Annotated in this window: 25 protein-coding genes and 1 pseudogene; 19 read left to right on the top strand and 7 right to left on the bottom strand. The window is 65.2% G+C overall.

All coding sequences use genetic code 11. From position 1 onward, the window contains the following. Window positions 1-330: VOC family protein (locus tag ABR948_RS18525; protein WP_490337843.1), on the top strand; the 330-nt coding region annotated here is incomplete at its 5' end. 19 nt (window positions 331-349) lie between these two features. Then, window positions 350-745 carry a hypothetical protein gene (locus ABR948_RS18520; RefSeq protein ID WP_428120503.1) on the top strand — a complete coding sequence of 132 codons (396 nt, stop codon included), beginning with the start codon at window positions 350-352 and terminating at the stop codon, window positions 743-745. Here ABR948_RS18520 and ABR948_RS18515 read toward each other — a convergent pair. Then, a complete protein-coding gene (locus ABR948_RS18515; RefSeq protein WP_428120501.1) occupies window positions 709-1,839 on the bottom strand; it encodes an FAD-dependent monooxygenase in 1,131 nt (376 codons plus the stop codon). The two genes, ABR948_RS18520 and ABR948_RS18515, sit on opposite strands and share 37 nt — an antisense overlap. A 192-nt stretch (window positions 1,840-2,031) precedes the next feature. On the opposite strand from ABR948_RS18515, the gene ABR948_RS18510 reads away from it, so the two are divergent. From ABR948_RS18510 to ABR948_RS18430, 17 genes are all read left to right on the top strand, one after another. Continuing rightward, window positions 2,032-2,832 (top strand): ABC transporter ATP-binding protein, encoded by an 801-nt coding sequence (locus ABR948_RS18510; protein ID WP_428120499.1) that lies wholly within the window; start codon window positions 2,032-2,034, stop codon window positions 2,830-2,832. 31 nt (window positions 2,833-2,863) lie between these two features. Then, a complete protein-coding gene (locus ABR948_RS18505; protein ID WP_428120497.1) occupies window positions 2,864-3,841 on the top strand; it encodes an ABC transporter substrate-binding protein in 978 nt (325 codons plus the stop codon). A 113-nt stretch (window positions 3,842-3,954) separates the two neighbouring features. After that, complete coding sequence (locus ABR948_RS18500) at window positions 3,955-4,269, top strand: hypothetical protein (protein ID WP_428120495.1); 315 nt, start codon at window positions 3,955-3,957, stop codon at window positions 4,267-4,269. Beyond that, entirely contained in the window at window positions 4,266-4,502 is a 237-nt protein-coding gene (locus ABR948_RS18495) for a recombinase-like helix-turn-helix domain-containing protein (protein WP_428120493.1), read from the top strand. The genes ABR948_RS18500 and ABR948_RS18495 overlap by 4 nt, the downstream gene beginning before the upstream one ends. Further along, a complete protein-coding gene (locus ABR948_RS18490; RefSeq protein WP_428120491.1) occupies window positions 4,499-5,581 on the top strand; it encodes an aromatic ring-hydroxylating dioxygenase subunit alpha in 1,083 nt (360 codons plus the stop codon). Before ABR948_RS18495 ends, ABR948_RS18490 begins: the two co-directional genes overlap by 4 nt. Further along, entirely contained in the window at window positions 5,578-6,006 is a 429-nt protein-coding gene (locus ABR948_RS18485) for a RidA family protein (RefSeq protein ID WP_428120489.1), read from the top strand. Before ABR948_RS18490 ends, ABR948_RS18485 begins: the two co-directional genes overlap by 4 nt. After that, window positions 6,003-6,818: an ABC transporter permease gene (locus ABR948_RS18480; protein ID WP_428120487.1), complete on the top strand. Its 816-nt coding sequence runs from the start codon at window positions 6,003-6,005 to the stop codon at window positions 6,816-6,818. Before ABR948_RS18485 ends, ABR948_RS18480 begins: the two co-directional genes overlap by 4 nt. 2 nt (window positions 6,819-6,820) lie before the next feature. After that, a complete protein-coding gene (locus tag ABR948_RS18475) occupies window positions 6,821-7,618 on the top strand; it encodes an SDR family oxidoreductase (protein WP_428120485.1) in 798 nt (265 codons plus the stop codon). Further along, the gene (locus ABR948_RS18470; RefSeq protein WP_428120483.1) at window positions 7,615-8,448 is read left to right on the top strand and encodes an alpha/beta fold hydrolase; all 834 of its coding nucleotides are present in this window, start codon (window positions 7,615-7,617) and stop codon (window positions 8,446-8,448) included. Before ABR948_RS18475 ends, ABR948_RS18470 begins: the two co-directional genes overlap by 4 nt. Continuing rightward, a complete protein-coding gene (locus ABR948_RS18465) occupies window positions 8,441-9,307 on the top strand; it encodes an IclR family transcriptional regulator (protein WP_428120481.1) in 867 nt (288 codons plus the stop codon). Before ABR948_RS18470 ends, ABR948_RS18465 begins: the two co-directional genes overlap by 8 nt. A 12-nt stretch (window positions 9,308-9,319) precedes the next feature. Then, entirely contained in the window at window positions 9,320-10,111 is a 792-nt protein-coding gene (locus ABR948_RS18460; RefSeq protein ID WP_428120479.1) for an SDR family oxidoreductase, read from the top strand. Window positions 10,112-10,125: 14 nt separating this feature from the next. Next, window positions 10,126-11,811: a thiamine pyrophosphate-binding protein gene (locus ABR948_RS18455; RefSeq protein ID WP_428120477.1), complete on the top strand. Its 1,686-nt coding sequence runs from the start codon at window positions 10,126-10,128 to the stop codon at window positions 11,809-11,811. Then, complete coding sequence (locus tag ABR948_RS18450; RefSeq protein ID WP_428120475.1) at window positions 11,808-12,641, top strand: aspartate dehydrogenase; 834 nt, start codon at window positions 11,808-11,810, stop codon at window positions 12,639-12,641. Before ABR948_RS18455 ends, ABR948_RS18450 begins: the two co-directional genes overlap by 4 nt. Before the next feature lie 51 nt (window positions 12,642-12,692). Further along, window positions 12,693-13,685, top strand: coding sequence for a PDR/VanB family oxidoreductase (locus tag ABR948_RS18445; RefSeq protein WP_428120474.1), 993 nt, complete (start codon window positions 12,693-12,695; stop codon window positions 13,683-13,685). 35 nt (window positions 13,686-13,720) lie between these two features. Further along, complete coding sequence (locus tag ABR948_RS18440; protein ID WP_428120472.1) at window positions 13,721-13,948, top strand: recombinase-like helix-turn-helix domain-containing protein; 228 nt, start codon at window positions 13,721-13,723, stop codon at window positions 13,946-13,948. A gap of 4 nt (window positions 13,949-13,952) precedes the next feature. Next, window positions 13,953-15,032: a Rieske 2Fe-2S domain-containing protein gene (locus ABR948_RS18435; protein ID WP_428120470.1), complete on the top strand. Its 1,080-nt coding sequence runs from the start codon at window positions 13,953-13,955 to the stop codon at window positions 15,030-15,032. A gap of 133 nt (window positions 15,033-15,165) precedes the next feature. Continuing rightward, the gene (locus ABR948_RS18430) at window positions 15,166-16,410 is read left to right on the top strand and encodes an MFS transporter (protein ID WP_428120468.1); all 1,245 of its coding nucleotides are present in this window, start codon (window positions 15,166-15,168) and stop codon (window positions 16,408-16,410) included. Window positions 16,411-16,517: 107 nt separating this feature from the next. Here the strand turns inward: ABR948_RS18430 and bluB are convergent, their stop codons facing one another. The 6 genes and pseudogenes from bluB to ABR948_RS29620 form a co-directional block, all read right to left on the bottom strand. Beyond that, window positions 16,518-17,114, bottom strand: a complete 597-nt coding sequence (gene bluB, locus ABR948_RS18425; protein ID WP_428120466.1) for a 5,6-dimethylbenzimidazole synthase — start codon at window positions 17,112-17,114, stop codon at window positions 16,518-16,520. After that, window positions 17,089-18,416 (bottom strand): annotated as a pseudogene (locus tag ABR948_RS18420) (cobyrinic acid a,c-diamide synthase CobB). Before ABR948_RS18420 ends, bluB begins: the two are co-directional and overlap by 26 nt. Next, complete coding sequence (gene cobA, locus ABR948_RS18415; protein ID WP_428120464.1) at window positions 18,413-19,213, bottom strand: uroporphyrinogen-III C-methyltransferase; 801 nt, start codon at window positions 19,211-19,213, stop codon at window positions 18,413-18,415. The pseudogene ABR948_RS18420 and the gene cobA overlap by 4 nt, the downstream one beginning before the upstream one ends. After that, window positions 19,213-19,974, bottom strand: a complete 762-nt coding sequence (gene cobM, locus ABR948_RS18410) for a precorrin-4 C(11)-methyltransferase (RefSeq protein ID WP_428120462.1) — start codon at window positions 19,972-19,974, stop codon at window positions 19,213-19,215. Before cobM ends, cobA begins: the two co-directional genes overlap by 1 nt. Next, window positions 19,971-20,366 carry a cobalamin biosynthesis protein gene (locus ABR948_RS18405; RefSeq protein WP_428120460.1) on the bottom strand — a complete coding sequence of 132 codons (396 nt, stop codon included), beginning with the start codon at window positions 20,364-20,366 and terminating at the stop codon, window positions 19,971-19,973. Before ABR948_RS18405 ends, cobM begins: the two co-directional genes overlap by 4 nt. Next, window positions 20,363-20,458: hypothetical protein (locus ABR948_RS29620; RefSeq protein ID WP_490337844.1), on the bottom strand; the 96-nt coding region annotated here is incomplete at its 5' end. The genes ABR948_RS18405 and ABR948_RS29620, both read right to left, overlap by 4 nt.

Below are 20,458 nucleotides of genomic sequence, written 5' to 3'. Positions count from 1 at the left end.
AAACCCGGCGTCAATCACGTCGCCTTCACGGTGTCCGATATCCATGAGGTGATCGGCGGCGGCATCGCGATGAGCAAGAAGGGCTGGAAGACCGAGATCGGTCCCGGCCGCCATCCGATCTCATCAGCCTATTTCTGGTACTTCGAAAATCCGCTGGCGGCGCCGCTCGAGTATTATGCCGATGACGATTTCTGCACCGAGGAGTGGAAGCCCGCGACCTTCGAGCGCAAACCCGAGCTGTTCGCCGAATGGGCCATCGTCGGCGGGATCGACGGCACGACACGCCGGCAGGCAACTGCCCTGGACAAGAGCGGCCGGGGCCACGCCTGACGGCGAAGAGGACTTTCGCATGCAGCCCGATATAAGGCGTATCGTCGCGGTCGATGCGCACCGGCGCAAGACCGGCCGCTGCCCGACGGTGATCCATTCGCTCGGAACCGGCGAAAGCTTTCGCATCGAGCCGACCAGGGACGGATTCATCGACCTGCAATCGGGCCGCCGCATCCGCTGCGAGCCGGAGGGCATCGCGCTGCCCGACAGCGACATGACGATCGGCACTGAATTCAGCGGCGATATCGCTTTCTCCGGCTTCGATCCGTTTTCGCAGGAAATCTTCTTCGGCCGCGCCGGCGGCGGAGCAACCGTGACCGTCTATGACGACCGGATGGTCGACTATTTTCAATATGCCGTCGCTGAGGAGCCTGACATTCAGGCAGCCTGCAGCGGCACGCCCCAGGCGTCGTAGCCGTAGACCCAATCGGCATTGCCGCCGTCACGCAGCCAGTTATTACCGCGCGATCCGATCTGGATCCTGCTGGTGCGCTCCAGCCGTGCCGCGTCGTAACGCGCGAGCGCCGCGGGAATTGCCGCAGCGTCGGTCGCGCCACTGAGATGACGCGCCAGCACCACGCCGTCTTCGATCGCCATGCCGGCGCCCTGGGCCATAAACGGCATCATCGGATGGCAGGCATCGCCGAGCAGCGTGAGACGCGCACTTGACCAGTACGGCAGCGGATCGCGTTCATAGAGCGCGGTCTTGAGCACCTCGTCGCAGGCATCAAGCAGCGCCCGCGCATCGGGATGGAACCCAGCATAGAAACCGCGCAGTTCCTCGACGCTTCCCTGCGTGGTCCACGATTCCAGATGCCAGCTCTCCTGCGCGGTTGTCGCGAAGATGAAGATGTCGCGGCCCCGATTGAGCGGAAACGTAACGATCTGGCTCTCCGGGTTGGGTCCCCACCATTTGGTGAAAGCCTGCAGATTGGGCACCCCGGCCAGGCGTTCGGCCGGCACCACGGCGCGGAACGCGACCACGCCGGTGAAGCGCGGGCTCTCGGCACCGAACATCGCCGTGCGTACCGCCGAGTGGATGCCATCGGCGCCGACAAGCACGTCGACGCGCGCTAAGCTGCCATCGACAAATCCGAGATCGACGTGATCGCCACTTTGTACGATGGTTTGCGCGCGCTTGCCGAACTGCACCCGGTCGCCCGGGAACACGCCGGCCAGCGCCGCCAGCAGATCGGCGCGGTGGATGGTCAGTTGCGGCGCGCCGTAGCGGCGCTCGGCCTCGTCCCCCATCTCCAGCCGCGAGGTCTCCTCACCGCTGTTCCAGGTGCGGCTGATGCGATGCGTCGGCCGCGCCGCATGTTCGCGCACCGCCGCGCCGACGCCGAGGCCGTCGAGCGCGCGCACCGCGTTCGGCGTCAGGTTGATGTCGGCACCGACGCGCAGGAACTGCCTGCTCTGTTCGAACACCGTCACGTCGCACCCGGCGCGATGCAACGCGATCGCCGCCGCCAATCCGCCAATTCCTCCCCCGACAATGCCTATCCGCATGTTTTCTCCTTCGTCGGGGATTGCGCCCAGGGCAGCACCGCCGTCCGCCTGTGAGCCTCTTGACAAGCGGGTAGCAAACTTTCATTAATTGATCAATTGTGAACGTCTAGTTCAAATATGAACATCTGAGCCAGACGCCCGGCCGATGCCCCTGACAACGCAGTGCGGGGCTGTTCAAGGGGTTCTCGTCGAATGTCCATGCCGACATCCGCCAGCGTGCTCGAACTGAACGCCGTCACCCGCCGTTTCCCCGCACCGGGGGCGCCGGGCAACCTGTTCACGGCAGTCGAGCGGCTGAGCTTTTCGGTCCGTGACGGCGAGTTCGTTGCAATTGTCGGACCATCGGGCTGCGGCAAGAGCACCATTCTCAACCTTGTCGCCGGCCTCGATCGCCCCAGCGACGGCATCGTATCGCTCAGTGGCGAGTCGGTGCTCGGACCAAGTCCGCATGTCGGCTTCATGCTGCAGAAGGATTTGCTGCTGCCCTGGCGCAGCATCGTTCACAATGTCGAGTTCGGCCTCGAGGCACGGAGCATGAGTGCCGCGGAGCGGCGCGAACGCGCGATGCGCGAACTGCGGCGCTGCCGCCTTTCCGAACTGGCGGACCGCTATCCGTACCAGCTCTCCGGCGGCCAGCGGCAGCGCGCCGCGCTGGCCCGCACATTGGCGATCGACCCCAGCATCCTCTTGCTCGACGAGCCGTTCTCCGCGCTCGACGCCCAGACCAAACTCGTGCTGCAAAAAAACTTCGCCGGAACGATTGCCGATTCCGGCCTCACCTCTCTTCTTATCACGCACGATCTGTCCGAGGCCGTCGCGATGTCCGACCGGATTCTGGTGATGAGCGAACGGCCGGGCCGCATCGTCGAGGAGATCGACGTCGGACTGCCGCATCGCGGCGATCCGATCGCGCGCCAGTCGATGCAACGTGCCCGCGATCTGATGGCGCATCTTTTCAACGCCCTGCACCTCGACAGTCTTGCCGATGGTTAGACGTTCCGCCGCCGCAACAGGAGACAACGACATGCTCATCACGCGACGTGCCTTTGCAGGCGGCCTGCTGGCGGCGCCTGCCCTCATCGGCCGGGCGTTTGCCGCCGAACCGGTGACATATCTTTTCCCGGCGCCAGCCGTGCTGCCCGCCTTCGTGCCGCATCAACTGGCGCAGAAGCGCGGTTATTTCGCCGCCGAAGGATTGGCCGTGACGTTCCAGACCGGACGCGGCGGCGCCGATACCGCCAAGCAGGTCGCGGTCGGCAATGCCGATCTCGGCGGCGGCGTTGGCGAGACCACGATGATCGTTCGTCCCAACGGCCTGCAGGTGCGCGGTGTGGCGCTGCTCGGTGGCCGTCCCATCTTTCAGGTCGCGGCGCGCAAGGCCGCCAATATCAAGACGCTCGCCGATCTACGCGGCAAGAAGGTCGGCGTCATCGCCTATCAGGACACCGGCTATTACGCGCTGCTCGGCGTGCTCGCCGCCAGCGGCCTCAAGAAGCCAGATCTTGAAATCCAGGCGGTCGGTCCGGCCGGCATGACCCAGCTCGTGATTTCCGGTGCGCTCGACGCCATCATGGCCACGCCCGACTGGTCCGATGCCATCGAAAGCGCCGGCGTACCGCTCGACTATTTCTCCATCGATGAAGTCTTCCCGGCGATGGCGCAGGCGATCTTTGCCTCGGACGAAACCATCAAGAAGAAGCCGCAGGCCGTGCGCGGGGTCGTGCATGCCGTGCTTCATGCGGTGCGCGACTGCATCGACGACCCCGCCGCGGCCGCGCGTGACTATGTCGTCGCGGTTCCGCAACACGCGGGCAAGGAAGCCGAGATCGAGCGCATCGTGAAGCGCTACGCGACCGAAACCTACCGCACCAATCCAGCGTCTGACCTCGGCCGCTTCGATCCGGAACGGCTGCGCAAGGTTCAGAAGTTCTACATCGACAACGAAATCATCCAGACCGCGGTACCGATCGAGGAACTCTACAGCAATGATTTCGTCGGCTGAGGCTGTGCCCGCGGCGCCGGGTCGCGGCCGCGCGGCGTCGCCATGATAGCCAGTGAAAATTCTTGCAGGCTGGATTTGTGAGGAAGATTCAAATGCACGATGGACCGAGGATTATGCTGACGATTGTGCTCAAGCACGATCAGTCCAAGAATATCGATCAGATTCAGGGTACGCTCGCTGAGCGCGCCTGGTGGAAGCGGTTCCCACCGGAAGGCTGCGAGATTGTGAGCTGGACGGTCGCGATGGGACTGGGCCAGATCGTCACGCTCAGCCTGCCCCCCGACCTCTTGAACCGTGTGAATATCGAGATCGAGCGCAGCGCCTGGGGCGTATTCTCGACCGAGTTTTATCCAACCTATGACTTTGTGCCCGTGCGCACGCGTTTGACGCAGGAATGGATGGCCACGCAAGCGGAGAAGTTGCCATGAATCGTGCCTACAGCTTTCCATATCTGCAGCCGCAGCAAACCCTGTCCGCGCCGATCACGGAGTGGGAATCGGACCTTGCCGACGCGATCGAGGCCGCATTCAGTCAGGGTCATCACGAGCTTGAGAGCCTCGTCGCTGCGCTTAACCGTTCGCGGATACGGCCGCCGATGGGCGGCACATGGACGCCTGACAATTTTCAGGCCGTCATCCGTGAGTTGGGAGCCATGCAATGAACGCGACCACCATGCGGTCTCCGGCACAGCCTCATCTGACGCCGAAGCCACCCGTCACCGACGGTGAGATCCGCGATTCCCTGAGGACCGGCCTGCGTAATCGCTGGTGGCCGGTGCTCCCGTCGCGGTTCGTCCAGACTCGCGGCAAACCCATTGGGGTGACTCGCCTGGGAGAAAAGCTTGTTCTATGGCGCGACAACCGGGGCGCCGTGCATGTGCAAGCCGACCGCTGCCCGCATCGCGCCGTGCCGCTGTCGCGCGGCTTGAACGAAGGCGACCGCTTGCGCTGCAACTACCATGGCGTCGAAGTCGGCCCCGACGGCACGGTGCTCAGTGTCCCCGGCCAACCCGACTGCCGGCTGGAAGGTCGCAAAGCCGTCAAGACCTATCCGTCACGCGAGATCGCAGGCGCGGTGTTCGTCTGGTTCGGCGACGCCACGCACGAGGATGCTCCGGAATTCGTGCCGCCACCCCAGCTCGCTGGCGGCGAATACGAGGCAATCCTCTGCTACACGGAATGGGAGATGTTCTGGCGCTATCTCTACGACAACAATATGGACCCGATGCACGGGACCTTCCTGCACGCGAACTCTCACACGATGTATCAGGGCGATACCGCTGCACATTTCATCACGCGCGACACACCGACAGGCTTCTTTTTTGAGAAGGAAGGCCAGCGCGACGTCAACTTCGACTGGAGCGAACTCGTCGACGACAATGCAATCTACGTGCGGCTGGAGATTCCGTATCCGCCCTCAGCCGGGCCCGGCGGCAACTTCGCCATCATCTCTTTCGGCACTCCGATAGACGAGAACTGGACCGGCTGTTTCTTTTGGCGTGTGCGCAAGGTCAGCGGCTGGCAACGCGACGTCTGGCGTTTCCTTTACCGCTCGCGCCTGGAGCTGCGGCATTGGCATGTACTGGAACAGGACCGGGAGATGCTGCAAGGATGCCGCCAGGGGCTCGAACAGTTCGAGAATCTCTATCAGCACGATGCTGGTTTGATTCGGTTGCGCAGACATCTGGCGAAGGAGACGCGCGAGCAGCTGACGGTGCTGAGAGAGGCTGGCAAGGTATGAGCGGCACCCTGGCACGGCGCGTCACGACACCCGAGGTGCCGGAGCCGCCGGCGGGCCTGTTCTCGAATTGCCTGGTGGTGGGCGATACGGTCTACATCTCAGGCCAGCACGCCGGCTTGCCGGGCGGTGGCACGGCAGGTGACGGTACCGTACTCGATCAGGCGCGCCACAGCCTGCGCAAGGTTATCGCGCTGGTCGAGGCCGCCGGCGGCAGCGCCGCGGATATCGTCAAGCTAACCGTCTATCTGACCGATATGGAACGCAGGGCCGAGGTCAGTACGGCGCGACGCGAATTCTTCGGCGATCCCTTCCCGTGCTCGACTCTGGTCGGCATCACGGCGTTGGTGGCGCCCGAACTGAAGGTCGAGATCGATGCGGTCGCCGTGCTGAGCGCAGGCCAAGATCGAGGAGCTCTACAGCAATGACTTTGTCGGCTGAAGCTGTGCCCGCGGCGCTCGGATGGCGTGACCGCGCGGCGTCTTTCGCGCTACCGGCCGCGAGCCTGACCTTCGCGGTTCTGGTGCTGGTCGCGTGGCAATATCTGCCGCCGGCACTGGGGGTACCGAAATACATTATTCCGCGTCTCAGCGATCTCGTCAGCGAGATGGTCCGGATGTGGAAAACCGAAAGTCTGCTCACGCATTTTATCTCGACCGCGACCCTGTCGGTCATCGGCTTTGTGCTCGGCAGCCTGTTCGGCGCGATCTGCGGCTACGCGCTCGGCCTGTCGCCGCTGTGGGAGAAGGTGCTTTCTCCCTATATTCTCGCACTTCAGATCGCGCCGAAGGTGGCCTTCGCGCCGTTGTTCATCATGTGGTTCGGCTATAACGCCTGGCCGAAGCTGATCGTCACCGTGCTGGTCGTGTTCTTCCCGATTCTGGTCAATGTGCTGCAATCGATGCGCACCGTCGACCGCGACCTCGTCAATCTGGCGCGCGCCTATTCGATGGGCAGGGCACGGATTTTCTGGAAAATCTTTTTTCCCGCCTCGATGCCGAACCTGATGGCGGGCCTGCGCATCGGCGCCACGCTGGCGGTGATCGGAATAACCGTCGGCGAACTCGTCGGCGGAGAAACCGGCCTGGGTTATCTGATCACGTTTGGCGAGGGTCAGGCCAATACGGCGATGGTGTTCGATGCCATCGCGCTGCTGACGCTGATCGGCATCGCGATGTACTGGGCCGTCGCGGCCATCGAAAAACGCGTGCTGCATTATGTCCCGCGCGTGGTGCATTGATGATGAGCCCCGCGATTCCTCACCCCACCACGGCCGACGCCGGCCTGCCTTCACTCAAGGGCCGCACCATCGTCGTGACCGGCGCGGCGCGCGGCGTCGGGCGCGTGATCGCCGAAGCCTGCGCGGCTGCCGGAGCGCGGCTCGTTCTGGCCGACGTGCTGGAGGCCGCCGGACACGAAACGACGGCCGCGATCGCACAGAGCGGCGCGTCGGTGCGCTTCGTCGCCGTCGATCTCGCGAGCCCCGACAGCATCGCGCGGCTCGCCGCCGATATCGAAGCGCATGAGGGCTGCGCGGACGGCCTCGTCAACAATGCCGCGATTGCGACCGGCATTGGCGGGCCGTTGTTCGACGAGATCGAGATCGATGTCTGGGACCGGGTGATGCAGGTCAATGTCCGCGGCACCTGGCTGGTCACGCGGGCGCTGGCGCCGCTGCTGGTCAAGTCGGGCACCGGGCGCATCGTCAATATCGCGTCGGATACGGCGCTGTGGGGCGCGCCGCGCCTGCTCGCCTATGTCGCGAGCAAAGGCGCGGTGATGGCGATGACGCGGTCGCTGTCGCGCGAACTCGGACCACGGGGCGTCGGCATTACCGCGGTGGCGCCCGGCATCATGCGCAACGAGGCCACCGAATATGTGCCGAAGGAGCGCCATGAGCTCTACGAACGAGGCCGCGCGGTTCCGGGGGCACAGATCCCGGAAGACATCGCGGCAACGATTCTGTTCTTGTTGACCCCGGGCGCCCTCGCTCTGACGGGCCAGACGCTGGCGGTCGATGCCGGATTTGTCTTCACATGAGCGCATCACCCACCACCACGTCCGTTCTGGTGCGCGCCGCCGGCGTCGATGTCCTGCGCCGCGCGGGTTTGCACGGCGGCACGCCCGTCGTCCTGCTGCATGGCGTCGGCAGCAATGCATCGAGCTTTGCGCCCCTGATGCAGGCGCTCGATCCGTCGCTCGATGTCTATGCCTGGGATGCGCCCGGGTACGGCGCCTCAAAACCGCTTGCGATGGCATCGCCGCATCCGTCCGACTATGCCGACGCGCTCGCCGATGTGCTCGATGCCTTGGAACTCGGCCGCGTGATCCTTGTCGGCCATTCGCTGGGCTCGTTATTTGCCGGAAGCTTTGCGGCGACGCGTCCGGCCCGTGTCGCCGCCCTGGCCCTGCTGTCGCCGGCGCTGGGTTATCGCGTCGCCACCGGCGGGGCGCTGCCGCCAAATGTCCAGAGCCGGATCGACGATCTCGAACAATTGGGGCCGCAGGCCTTCGCGGCAAGCCGCGCCGCGCGGCTGGTTCATAGTCCCGAGACCAAGCCGGAAGTTCTGGCGCGGGTCCGGTCCGCGATGGCTGCGCTGAATCCAGCTGGTTATGCCCAGGCCGTTCGCGCGCTCGGCCATGGCGATCTGTTGGCGGATGCGACGCGGATCTCGGCGCCGACCTCTGTCGCGATCGGCGCCGAGGACGCCGTGACGCCGCCCGCCGGCGCCCGCGCGCTCCATGCAACGCTGATCCACCCCCGCGGATACCAGGAATTCGCCGCGACCGGGCATGCGCTGCCGCAGGAGGCCCCGATTGCCGTCGCGCGTTTGCTGGAGGAATTGGTGAAGGAGGCGCGACATGACTGAATCGGCTGCGGATGCCTGCTATATTTCGCCGCCGGTGCAACGCGCCGCGCGGCTGTTGCGCCGCATCGCCGATGGCGACGGCGTCGCCAACATGTCGCGCACGGCCAGCGCGATCGGGATCAACCGCACCACCCTGCTGCGGCTGCTGCATACGCTTGAAGCCGAAGGCTTCATCGAGCGCGACGATGATGATTCCGGCTGGCGCATCGGGCTTGGATTGGTCGCGCTCGCGGCGCGCGCGTTTTTCTCCGGCGACCTGGTACAGACGGCAACGCCCGTGCTGGCGCGCCTGAGCGAAACGCTGGGTCTGTCGACGCATCTTGGCGTATTGCACAGGCGCGAGATCGTCTTTGTCGTACGGCGCACGCCAAACCACGCTTTCGCCAGCAATATCCATGTCGGCAGCCGCCAGCCCGCGCATGCCGGCAATATGGGCCGTATCATTCTGGCGCATTTTCCGCCCGAGCGGGTCGCGGCTCTCTACAAGAGCGTCGTACTTGAAAGCGCGACCGCGCACACGCCGACGACCTTCGCGGCCTTGCGTGCCCGGCTCGACAAGGATCTGGCTGTGGGACTGGCGTGGAGCGATGGCCATTACGAGCCGGGCATATCCTCGGTCGCCGCGGCGATCTTCGATGCGTCCGGCGCGCCGGTGGCGGCATTGAACGTCAGCGGACAGACCGTGCAATTCGGCGGCACAGCACGCCGCGCCGAAATCGCCGCGGCGACCAAAGAGGCCGCGCGCGAAATCTCGCAGCGGCTCGGCTGGACCGATCCGCTAGCACAATCGCTTGAAGCAAACGTCGAGAAAAAGCCGGCGAAGACGCCGCGCGGACGCAAGAGCGGCGCGGCGGCGTGAAAGGACGGACAGGTGGATCTCGGTCTTGAAAATCGCATCGCGGTGGTGACCGGCGGAAGTTCAGGCATCGGCCTTGCGGCGGCACGGCTGCTGCTGAACGAGGGCGCGCGCGTCGCGATCTGCGGACGTGATCCGAACCGGCTCGAGGCGGCGAAACGCGAGCTGACGGCATTGCCGGGTGCCGACGTTCTGGCGCAGCGCTGCGACGTGCTCGACCGCGCCGATGTCGAACGCTTTGCGCATGCGGTTGCCGCCTGGAGCGGCGGCAAGGTCGACCTTCTCGTCAACAATGCCGGCCAGGGCCGGGTATCGACCTTTGCCACCACCAGCGACAAGGACTGGCGGCAGGAACTGGAACTGAAAATCTTCAGCCAGACGCTGCCGATCCAGGCCTTCAAGTCCCTGCTCGAACGCAGCGACGCGGCGGCGATCGTTGGCGTGAATTCGCTGCTCGCGCTGCAGCCGGAGCCGCATATGGTGGCGACGGCCGCGGCGCGCGCGTCGGTGCAGAGCCTGCTGAAATCGCTGAGCGTCGAATTCGCCCCTCATATCCGCGTCAATTCGATTCTTCTCGGGCTCGTCGAATCCGGCCAATGGCAGCGCCGCTTCGAGGCGCGCGCCGACAAGGCCGAGACGCGCGGTGCCTGGTTCGCTAATCTGGCGCGATCGAAACACATTCCGCTCGGCCGTCTCGGCCAACCGGAGGAAGCCGCGCGCGCGATCCTGTTTCTCGGCTCGCCGGCTGCAAGCTACATCACCGGCGCGAGCCTCGAAATTTCGGGCGGCGTGTCGCGGCATATTTGAAGGTGAATACCCAGATGAAACATGCATCGCCCACCGACACCCGCGCCGCGATCGAGCCGGTCGGAGACATCATCGCGCGCGGACTGGCGGACCTTGGCGTCACCACGGTTTTCGGCGTGATCTCGATCCACAATATGCCGATCCTCGACGCCATCGCCCGCCAGGGCCGCATCCGCTTCGTGCCGGCGCGTGGCGAAGCCGGCGCCATGAACATGGCCGACGCCTATGCCCGGGTTTCGCGCTCGCTCGGCGTCGTCATAACGTCAACGGGTACCGCGGCGGGCAATGCCGCGGGTTCGCAGGTCGAGGCGCTGACGGCAGGTTCGCCCGTGCTGCATATCACGACCCAGGTCGACCGCGTCTTCATGGATCGCGATCGCGCCGCGATTCACGATGTCCCGCGTCAGGGCGATATGCTCAAAGCCATCAGCAAGGCCTATATCCGCGTCTGGGAGCCGAGGCAGGCGCTTGACGCATTGGTGGGCGCGGCCAATACCGCACTCGCCGCGCCGAGCGGCCCGGTCACGCTTGAAATTCCGGTCGACGTGCAGCGCGAACCGGTCGCCCCGCGCCAGGCTGCGGCACGCTGTCATGTGGCGCCGGTGCCACCGGATCCGGCGCTGCTTGATCTGCTCGCCGAACAGGTGCTTGCGGCACGACGTCCGATGCTGTGGCTCGGCGGCGGCGCGCGGGCCGCAGGCGCCGCCGCGACTGAACTGGTCGAGCGCGGCTTCGGCGCGGTCACCAGCACCAACGGCCGGGCTGCCGTGCCCGAAGACCATCCCCGCAGCCTCGGCGCCTTCAACATGACGCCGCAGGCGCAGGAGATCTACGACGGCGCCGATCTGATGCTCATCGTCGGCTCGCGCCTGCGTGGCAACGAAACCCGCAACAATCTGATGAAGCTGCCGCGCCCGCTGATCCAGATCGACGCCGAACCGACGCAGGCCGGACGCAATTATCCGGTCGATCTTTTTGTCGCAGGCGATGCGCGGCTGGCGCTCGAAGGACTGCTGGCACGACTGCCCGGGAAACTTGCGACCGACGCTGGTTTCTATGAAGGCTTGGCGCAAGCACGGGCCCAATCGGAAGCCAACCTGCGCAAGCTGCTCGGCCCCTACGCCGTGCTGGCCGATATTCTCAGTGCCCGCGTGCACGCCGGACGCCATCCCTGGGTGCGCGATGTCACGATCTCCAACAGCACGTTCGGCAATCGCTATGTGAAGATCGCCGCACCGCATCTCGGCGTCCACGCGCTCGGTGGCGGGATCGGCCAGGGCATCGCGATGGGCATCGGCGCCGCCTTGGCCTGCAGCGACGCCAAGACGGTAACCCTGGTCGGCGACGGCGGGTCGCAATTGATGATCGGGGAACTCGCGACCGCGGTCGAGATCGAAGCCGAGGCGGTGTTCCTGCTGATGAACGATCGCGGCTACGGCGTTATCCGCAACATCCAGGATGCGCAATATGAAGGCCGCCATGTCTATTCCAACATTCTGACACCCGACTTTTCACTTGTCTGCAAGTCGGTGGGATTGCCGCATACGCTCGTCACCCGGATCGAAGACTTTGATTCCGCCTTCGCGGAAGCCCTGGCGTCGCGCGGGCCGCGCATGATCGAGATCGACATGACCGCGATCGGACCGTTTGCCGAAAGTTTCGCCGGCCCGCCGGCCGGGGCGGCGGGAGGCGTGAAGTGACCCTTCGACGGCTCGGAATGATCGGCGCCGGCGGCATGGCGGAGACGGTGTTGAGCGCCGTCACCGAGGGCCTGACGGCTCCGCTCGATTATTTCGGCGTCCTCGTCAGATCGGGTTCAGAGCCACGCGCATCGGCACTGCTCGAGCGCATCGGTCCCAAGCTCGCGCGAACGAGGTCCGTGCATACCGACATCGCGCGGCTGCTCGCCGACAAGCCCGATGCCATGGTCGAATGCGCCGGACATGCTGCGGTTCGTCAATACGGCGAAATGATTCTCGGCGGCGGCTGCGATTTCGTCGTGATTTCGATCGGGGCGCTGGCTGACGATGCCCTGCGCGCGGCATTGTTATCCGCAGCGCAGCGCCATGGCGTCCGGCTGGTTCTGCCTGCCGGCGCCGTCGGCGGTCTCGATGCGCTCGGCGCGGCACGTCTCTCGGGCCTGCAGACGGTAACTTACACCGGGCGGAAACCGCCCGCCGCATGGCGCGGCACGCCGGCGGAGCGCCTGCTCGATCTCGGCGCGCTGTCCGCGCCCGCGATATTTTTCGAGGGCACGGCCCGGCAGGCGGCAACGGATTATCCGCAGAACGCCAATGTGGCGGCGGCGGTGGCGATCGCCGGCCTCGGCTTCGACGCGACCAGGGTTCGCCTGATCGCCGATCCCAAGGCCGCTCGTAACGTCCACGAAATTTCGGTGCGTGCCGGCTGCGGCGATTTCGACCTGCAGCTCGAAGGACGCCCCTCGCCGCTCAATCCGAAGACCTCGCTGATGGCCGGCTTCAGCGTGGCGCGGGAAATCCTCAACCGCAGCGGCGCGCTGGTCGTCTAGGGAGAGAGCTTTGCAGACTTTCGAATTACCTGAAGACTTGCGGAGCCGGTGATGGATCAGCGAACGTCGGGCACGATGACCGAAACCCAATCCCAAAATACGCCGAGCGACCTGCTCGACGTCCGCCTTCGCCGCATCAGCTGGGAGACCGACGGCGTGCTGGCGCTCGAATTCGCCGCTGTTGACGGCGGCGATCTGCCGCCGTTCGAGCCCGGCGCCCATGTCGACCTGCATCTGGGCGACGGCATGCTGCGGCAATATTCGCTCTGCGGCGATCCGGCCAAGCGCAAGTGCTATCGCATCGGCGTGCGCGAGATCGATGGTGGCCGTGTGTCGCGGCACATTCACCGAAACCTGCGCCCGGGCGCCCTGATTCAAATGTCGCAACCGCGCAACAATTTCGAATTCGTCGCCAGCCGCAATTACCTGTTCATCGCCGGCGGCATAGGCATTACCCCGCTGCTGCCGATGATGCGGGCGGCATCAGGCGCGGGTGCGGCGTGGAGCCTGCTGTTCTGCGCGCGCAGTATCGAGCAGGCGCCGTTTCTCGACGAGGCCAGGGCCCATGGCGGCGACGTTTCCGTTCACGCCTCACAGGCGGGCGCGCGGCTCGACGTCACGCAATGCCTCGCCGAGGTGAGGCCCGGCACCATTATCTACTGTTGCGGGCCCGAAAGCCTGATGACGGCGGTGGAGGCCGCCAGCGCGCATTGGCCGGAGGGAACGGTTCGGTTCGAATGGTTCGCGCCGCGCGCACGCCCCGAGGGCGAGATTTCCGGCGGCTTCCGGGTGGTTTGCGCGCGCTCGGGCCACAGCCTCGAGGTGATGCCCGAACAAAGCATCCTGCAGGTCCTGACCGACGCCGGGATCGAAATTGCGCGCTCCTGCGAGCAGGGAATTTGCGGCACATGCGAGGTGCGCGTGCTGGAAGGCGAAGTCGATCACCGCGACAGCATCCTGTCGGCGTCGGAGCGGGCCAGCAACGAGATCATGATGACGTGTGTTTCGCGGGCGAAAGGTGCTTCGCTCGTCCTCGATGTTTGACAGGCCATAGCACGTTTGGAACAATGGAGACGATCATGGCGACCTACACATTCCCATATCTCAGTCCGCACCAGTCGCGCCAACGCGAGCCGACCGAATGGGAACTCAGCCTCGCCGATGCGATCGAGGGCGCTTTTGCCAAAGGCGCGCATGAACTAGACGCGCTGGTCGCGGCGCTCAACGCATCACGCGTGCGCCCGCAGGACGGCGGCAAATGGACCAGCGAGAATTTCACCGCGCTGATGCGCGACCTCGGAGGTTGAGATCATGACCACGACCAGTCTTCAGCGTCCGGCAGCAACTGCTGCGGTTGCGGCCGCCCCTACCGATCAGGACGTCCAGGCGAGATTGCGCACCGGCCTGCGCAACCGATGGTGGCCGGTGCTGCCTTCGCGCTTCATCGAGACCGGCGGCAAACCGGTCGGGCTGAAACGGCTCGGCGAACCGCTGATGCTATGGCGCGATAGCGCTGATGTCATCCATGCACAAACGGACCGCTGCCCGCACCGCGCGGTGCCGCTGTCACGCGGCGTCAACGAGGGCGACCGGATCCGCTGCAACTATCACGGCGTAGAGGTCGGCCCGGACGGCACCGTGCTCGCGGTGCCCGGCCAGCCCGGTTGTCCGCTCGAGGGCAAGAAGGCCGTCAAGACCTACCCGTCGCTGGAATGCGCCGGCGTGGTGTTCGTCTGGTTCGGCGACGCGCTGCACGAGGAACCGGCGCCTTTCCAGCCGCCGGTGCAGCTCTCCGATCCGGAATATTCCAGCTTCATCTGCTATGCGGACTGGAGCATGTTCTGGCGCTACTCCTACGACAATCTGATGGATCCGATGCACGGAACATTCCTGCACTCGAACTCGCATACGATGTTCGCCGGCGATACCCAGGCGCACTTCGTCACCCGCGACACGCCGAAGGGATTCGTCTTCGAGAAGGAAGGTCAGCGCAACGTGAATTTCGACTGGAGCGAACTGGTCGACGATACGACGCTCTATGTCTGGCTCGAAATCCCATACCCCGCCTCGGCCGGGCCCGGCGGAAACTTCGGCATCATTGCCTATGCGACGCCGATCGACGAACAGACCACCGCCAACTTCTTCTGGCGCGTGCGCAAGGTCAGCGGCTGGCAACGCGACACCTGGCGCTTTCTCTACAAGACGCGCATCGAGCCGCGTCACTGGGCCGTGCTTGAGCAGGACCGGGAAATGCTGGCCGGATGCCTGCCCGGTCTCGAAAAATTCGAGATGCTCTATCAACACGATGCCGGCGTCATTCGCCTGCGGCGCTATCTGGCGCAACAGGCCCGCCAGCAACTGGTTGAACTCAGGGCCGCCGGCAAAACGTAAGGCGCGACCGATCGCGACAACATCGCGACACGGCGATCATTCATCGCCAGGTCGCCGAGCAGCCCGCTCCCAATTCGGTCGCGGATCATGGCACGTGACATGCATGAGCTCGCCATGTCCGCAGGAGAACAAGATGTCTTGGAGACGGTGGGTCGGCGTGCTCGTGCTCATGATCATCGTGAGCATCGCCTATATGGATCGGATCAACGTCTCGCTGATGATTACCAACGCCGACTTCCTGCACGTGTTCGGTCTCGAAAACGATCGGGTCGCGCAGGGACGCCTGGTCACCGTATTTCTGTTCGGGTACGGAATTTCGGCGTGGTTTCTGACGCCGTTGTTCGAGTCGCGGTGGGACGTTCGCGCCGGCTTGCTTGTCAGCATCATGCTCTGGGTGATCTTCACCGGCGCATCGGCCCTGACGACAAGCGTTCTGCTGCTGCTCGGCTGGCGGGCTCTGCTCGGCATCGCCGAAGGCCCCTTGTTTTCGCTCAAGACCATGTATGTGAGCGAGAACTTCGCGCCTGATCAGGTCGGAAAGCCCAACGCCGTAAGCTCGTTCGGCGTCAGCCTCGGCCTTGCCGCCGGCTACCCGATCATCGCCTTTCTGATGGCGCAGTTCGGGTGGCGTGACTCGCTGTGGGCGCTCGCCGCCCTTAACCTTGCCATCGGCCTGCCGCTGGTGCTGCTCTTCATTCGACCCTCCGGGACCGCGCGCGCATCCGTTGTACATGGCGGCATGACGGGGCTGGTGCGCTCCGCGCTCGGGACGCCCCATCTTGCGCCGATCCTTCTGATCGAGATCGCGACCCTGTCCTATCTGTGGGGCACCAGCACCTGGCTGCCGGCCTATCTGCGCGAGGCGCATCATTTCTCGCTCAGCCAGATGAGCATCTTCGCGGGACTGCCTTTCGTGGTCGGCCTGCTGATGCAGTTTGTCGGCGGCGCGATTATCGACCGCATCCCGACACGCATGGTGCCGGCATTGTTCATTTTCGGCGGCATCGCAACGGCGCTGTCCGTCACAACAGCCATTGTGGTCGCCGAGCCCTATGTTTCGGCATCGGCGCTTGTCCTCGCGGGCGCGTTCTGGGGCATCCAGGCGCCCGCGATACCGACGATGGTGCAACATGTGGCCAGGCCCGGCACGGTTGGCAGCACCTACGGTTTGGTCAATGGCATCGGCAATATCGTTTCAGCCCTGATGCCGGTGCTGATGGGCGCCGCCATGACGATCCATTCGAGCGAGAACCTGGCCAGCGGTTTCTGGCTGATCGTCGGCTCGCAACTGCTGACTGTCGTCAGCGGCACGTGGCTCCTGAGACGGCTCACCCGCAACGCGATACCTGCCGGCGGCCTTCAATACCGATCCGGTTAGTGACCAGGCGTCTGCCCTGACCTGGCCGCGGACGTTGCGGCCAAGCCACCAGGTCGCGAACGCGCGCTCGATGAGAGACTCCGCGCGAGCCGGGAAGACGGGTTCATCTACCGCTTGAAAATCAGCTTGCCGAGATCGAGCCGCTGCTGCCAATGATGGCGATCGAGTTCGGGATCGAGATGTTCCTCCACCGGCCAGCCGATGCAGAGATAGGCCACCAGCGTCCAGGCCGGCGGCACGTCGAGCACCCGATGAACCATTTCGGGCTCGAGAATCGAGACCCAGCCAAGGCCCAGCCCCTCGGCGCGCGCCGCCAGCCACAGGGTCTGGACCGCGGCCACCACGGAATAACGCAGGGTCTCGGGCATGGTGCGGCGGCCGAGCCCGCTGCCCTCCTCCGCCGCCTCGTCGGCGAACACCGCGAGATGGACCGGTGCGTTTTCGAGACCCTCGAGCTTCAGCCGCGCATAATGCGCGCGCTGTTCGCCGTAATAATTTTCCAGCGCCTTGGCATTGGCGCGCGCGAAACTGGATTTTACTTCTTCCCGGCGTTCAGGAGACTCGACCAGCACGAACCGCCAGGGCTGGCAATGTCCGACCGAGGGCGCGTGGCTGGCGAGTTCAAGCAGCTGATGCACTCCTCGTCGAACTGCCGCGGCGATGGACCTGATGTCTGCGTCATGCCGCCGCCCCGTCGATGACATGGAAGAACGTGCCCGTGGTCGAGCCCTGCCGCGCCCCCTGTTCGGGCACGCTGGCACCGGAAGCATCGCGGCAATCGACCAGGGAATCTCCATGAACCGAAACCGTGCTCGCGTAATGGAATTCATGGCCGAATACTTCCCTGCCCTGCGCGCCGAGCGAACAATCGCGCGCGAGACGGGCGCGCCGATAGCCCAGATGTAGTCTGCGCTTGGCCCGGTCATCTCGTGTCTATGCCCGTCGGCATCCTGGAGCCCGCGTCCCAGCACCATATAGCCCCCGCACTCGCCGTGGATGGGAACGGAACGTTGGGCCAGTGTGCGGAGGCCTTTGCGAAAACGATGCGCTGACGCCAAGGTTCCGGCGTAAAGCTCGGGATAGCCACCGGGCAACCAGACCGCGTCCGCGGCGTCATCGGGTGCCTCATCGGCCAGGGGCGAGAACGGAATGATCTCGGCACCGGCGCGGCGCCATTGCCGCAGCAGATGCGGATACATGAATGAAAACGCCCGGTCCTGCGCCAGCGCGATGCGCTGTCCCGGCGGCGGCAGATGGAATATCGACTCATTCGACTGCGCGTCATTGATCGCGGGCAAAACCTTCGCGGGCCGCGCCGCTCGCCTGACAGCATCGACATCGACCGTGGCGTCGATGACATCCGCCAGCCGATCCAGATGCTGGTCGATATCAGCGATCTCCCGCGCCTGCACCAGACCGAGATGTCGTTCGGGCAAGGCGATCCCTTCGTCGCGCAGCACCGCGCCGAACACCGGCAGCTTGATGCGTTCGAAGGCCGACGCAATCAGTGCGAGATGCCGCGCGCTGGCGACGCGATTGAGGATGACGCCCGCAATCTCGACGTCGTCGCGATAGCTGGCGCAGCCGAGCGCTATGGCGGCGGCCGTCTCGGTCTGGCCGGTGACATCGAGCACCAGCACCACCGGCCATCCCAACAGCGACGCCAGATCGGCTGTGGTGCCGGAGCCGGATTGTCCGCGTGCCGCAGCACCATCGAACAATCCCATCACGCCCTCGGCGATGGAAATATCCGCCTCCGTCGCAGCCGTGGCCAGCGTCGTGATCAGATCCGCACCCATCGCCCAGCTGTCGAGATTATAGCTCGGGCATCCGGCCGCCACTTCATGGAACGCCGGATCGATATAATCCGGCCCGCATTTGAACGGCTGCACGCGGTGGCCGCGACGGCGCAGCGCGCGCAACAGCCCGAGCGTGACCGTGGTTTTGCCGGCGCCGGAGCGCGGCGCGGCAATGATGAGTCCTGGGGCACCTGGAGGATGGATCATGGCCAACCCACCATGTTGGCCAGAAGCTGCCGGCGCATCGCGGCGATCGCGCCGACGATCACGATCGCGGGCGCGCTGACGCCATGTTTGGCGGCGTCGGCGGCCGCCGACCCGAGCGAGGTCTCGATCACGCGCTCTTCCGATGTGGTGGAGGCGCTGATGACGACAGCAGGAGTATCACGGGCCATCCCGCCGCGCTCGAACGCGCGCATGATATCGGGCAGGTTCGCCATCGGCATGTAGACGATGATCGGCTGTCCGACGCTGGCGAGCTTCTCCCACTCGGCGATAGATGTGCCGTCGGCCGATCGGCTGCCCGCCATCAGGATCACGGCATGATTGGTATCGCGCATGGTCGCGGGAATGCCGGCCAATGCGGCGGCCGCCAGCCCCGAGGTGATGCCGGGGATGATCCGGAAGCGCACACCAGCGCGCGTCAGCGCCAGCACTTCCTCGCCGCCGCGCCCGAACACAAAGGGATCACCGCCCTTGAGGCGCAGCACGCGCCGCTGCATCCGGGCGCGCTCGATCAGGAGATCGTTGATATCGCCCTGCAAGGCCGACGGCTTGCCGCCGCGCTTGCCCGCAAAAATCAATTTGGCCTGCTGGCCCGCGAGTTCAAGGATGCGCGGATCGACCAGCGCGTCATGAACGATATCGTCCGCTGACCGCAGCGCGTGAAGCGCATGCAGCGTCAGCAGTCCGGGATCGCCGGGGCCGGCCCCCGCCAGCCAGACCTCGCCCGGCGGAAACTCCGGAAAATCAGGAAGCTTGTCGGTGCGAGGCTTCGTTTCCATCACGAGCCTCTCCCCCGGTAGCGGCGCTGATAGGCACTGTCGTACAGCGCGCTGTCGCGAAAATCCCGCGCCGCCAGCACCTCACCGACTAGAATAAGCGCGGTGCGATCGATATCGGTTTTTGCGACTTCGCCAACGATGGTGCCGAGCGTGGCGCGGATGATTTTTTCATCAGGCCAGCTGGCGCGGAACACCACCGCGACCGGACACGCCTCGCCATAGGCGGGAATGAGTTCCGCGACGGTCTTGTCGAGCGCATGAATGGAAAGATGAATCGCCAGCGTCGCGCGGGTCGCGGCGAACGCCGACAGGCTTTCGGTCGCGGGCATCGACGAGGCGCGGCCGGAAGTGCGCGTCAGCACCACCGATTGCGCGACTTCGGGCAGCGTCAGCTCCTTCGCCAGCGCGGCCGCGGCCGCCGCGAAGGCCGGAACACCCGGCGTCACCGTGAAGGGAATGCCCTGCGCCTCGAGCCGCCGAAGCTGTTCGCCGAGCGCGCTCCAGATCGACAGATCGCCGGAATGAAGCCGCGCGACATCCTGGCCCTGGTCGGCCGCGCGCTTGAATTCGGCGACGATCTCGTCGAGCGACATCGGCGCGGTATCGACGATGCGTGCACCGGATGGGCAATAGTCGAGCAGCGCCTTGGGCACCAGCGAGCCGGCATAGAGGCACACCGGACAAGCGGCGATCAGATCGCGTCCGCGCAGCGTGATCAGATCCGGCGCGCCGGGTCCCGCCCCTATGAAATGAACCGTCACGATCCCTCTCCGAATCCCTCGCCGACGGCGATGGCGCAGGTTACTTTATTAGCCGCGACCCGCGCGCCGAGCAGCCGGGCGTTGGGCCCGGCCGCGACCAAAGCGGATGCCTCCGCGATCGACGGCACGCCCTTGATCGCCTGAACGCGCAACGAGTGCGTCAAAACCTGGTCGGCGACCCGCCCCAGCTCCGCAACCGGACAGCGCAGGACCGGAATCGACAGCGACCGCGCCGCGCCCGCGATGCCGTGCTCGTCGGCCTTCGAGGTCTCGGTCGCGATCGCCGTGAGGTTTTCGCGCGCGATGCCGAAATTCGAAAGCGCTGCGAAAATCAGACTGACAATGTCCTCGCTGGACGTTCCGCGTCCGCATCCGATGCCCGCAACGATCATGGCTTCCTCACTCGCCATTGCGTGACCGGCATTGCCGGCCGCCAGCCAGACATGGCGCCCACTCTATCGGCTCTGGCGACCTGCAGTCGAAC

Source organism: Bradyrhizobium sp. (assembly GCF_050014615.1).
In the GTDB taxonomy this organism is placed as follows: Bacteria; Pseudomonadota; Alphaproteobacteria; order Rhizobiales; family Xanthobacteraceae; genus Bradyrhizobium.
Note: the sequence above shows the minus strand (reverse complement) of the source record. Positions and strands in the feature narration are given on the sequence as shown.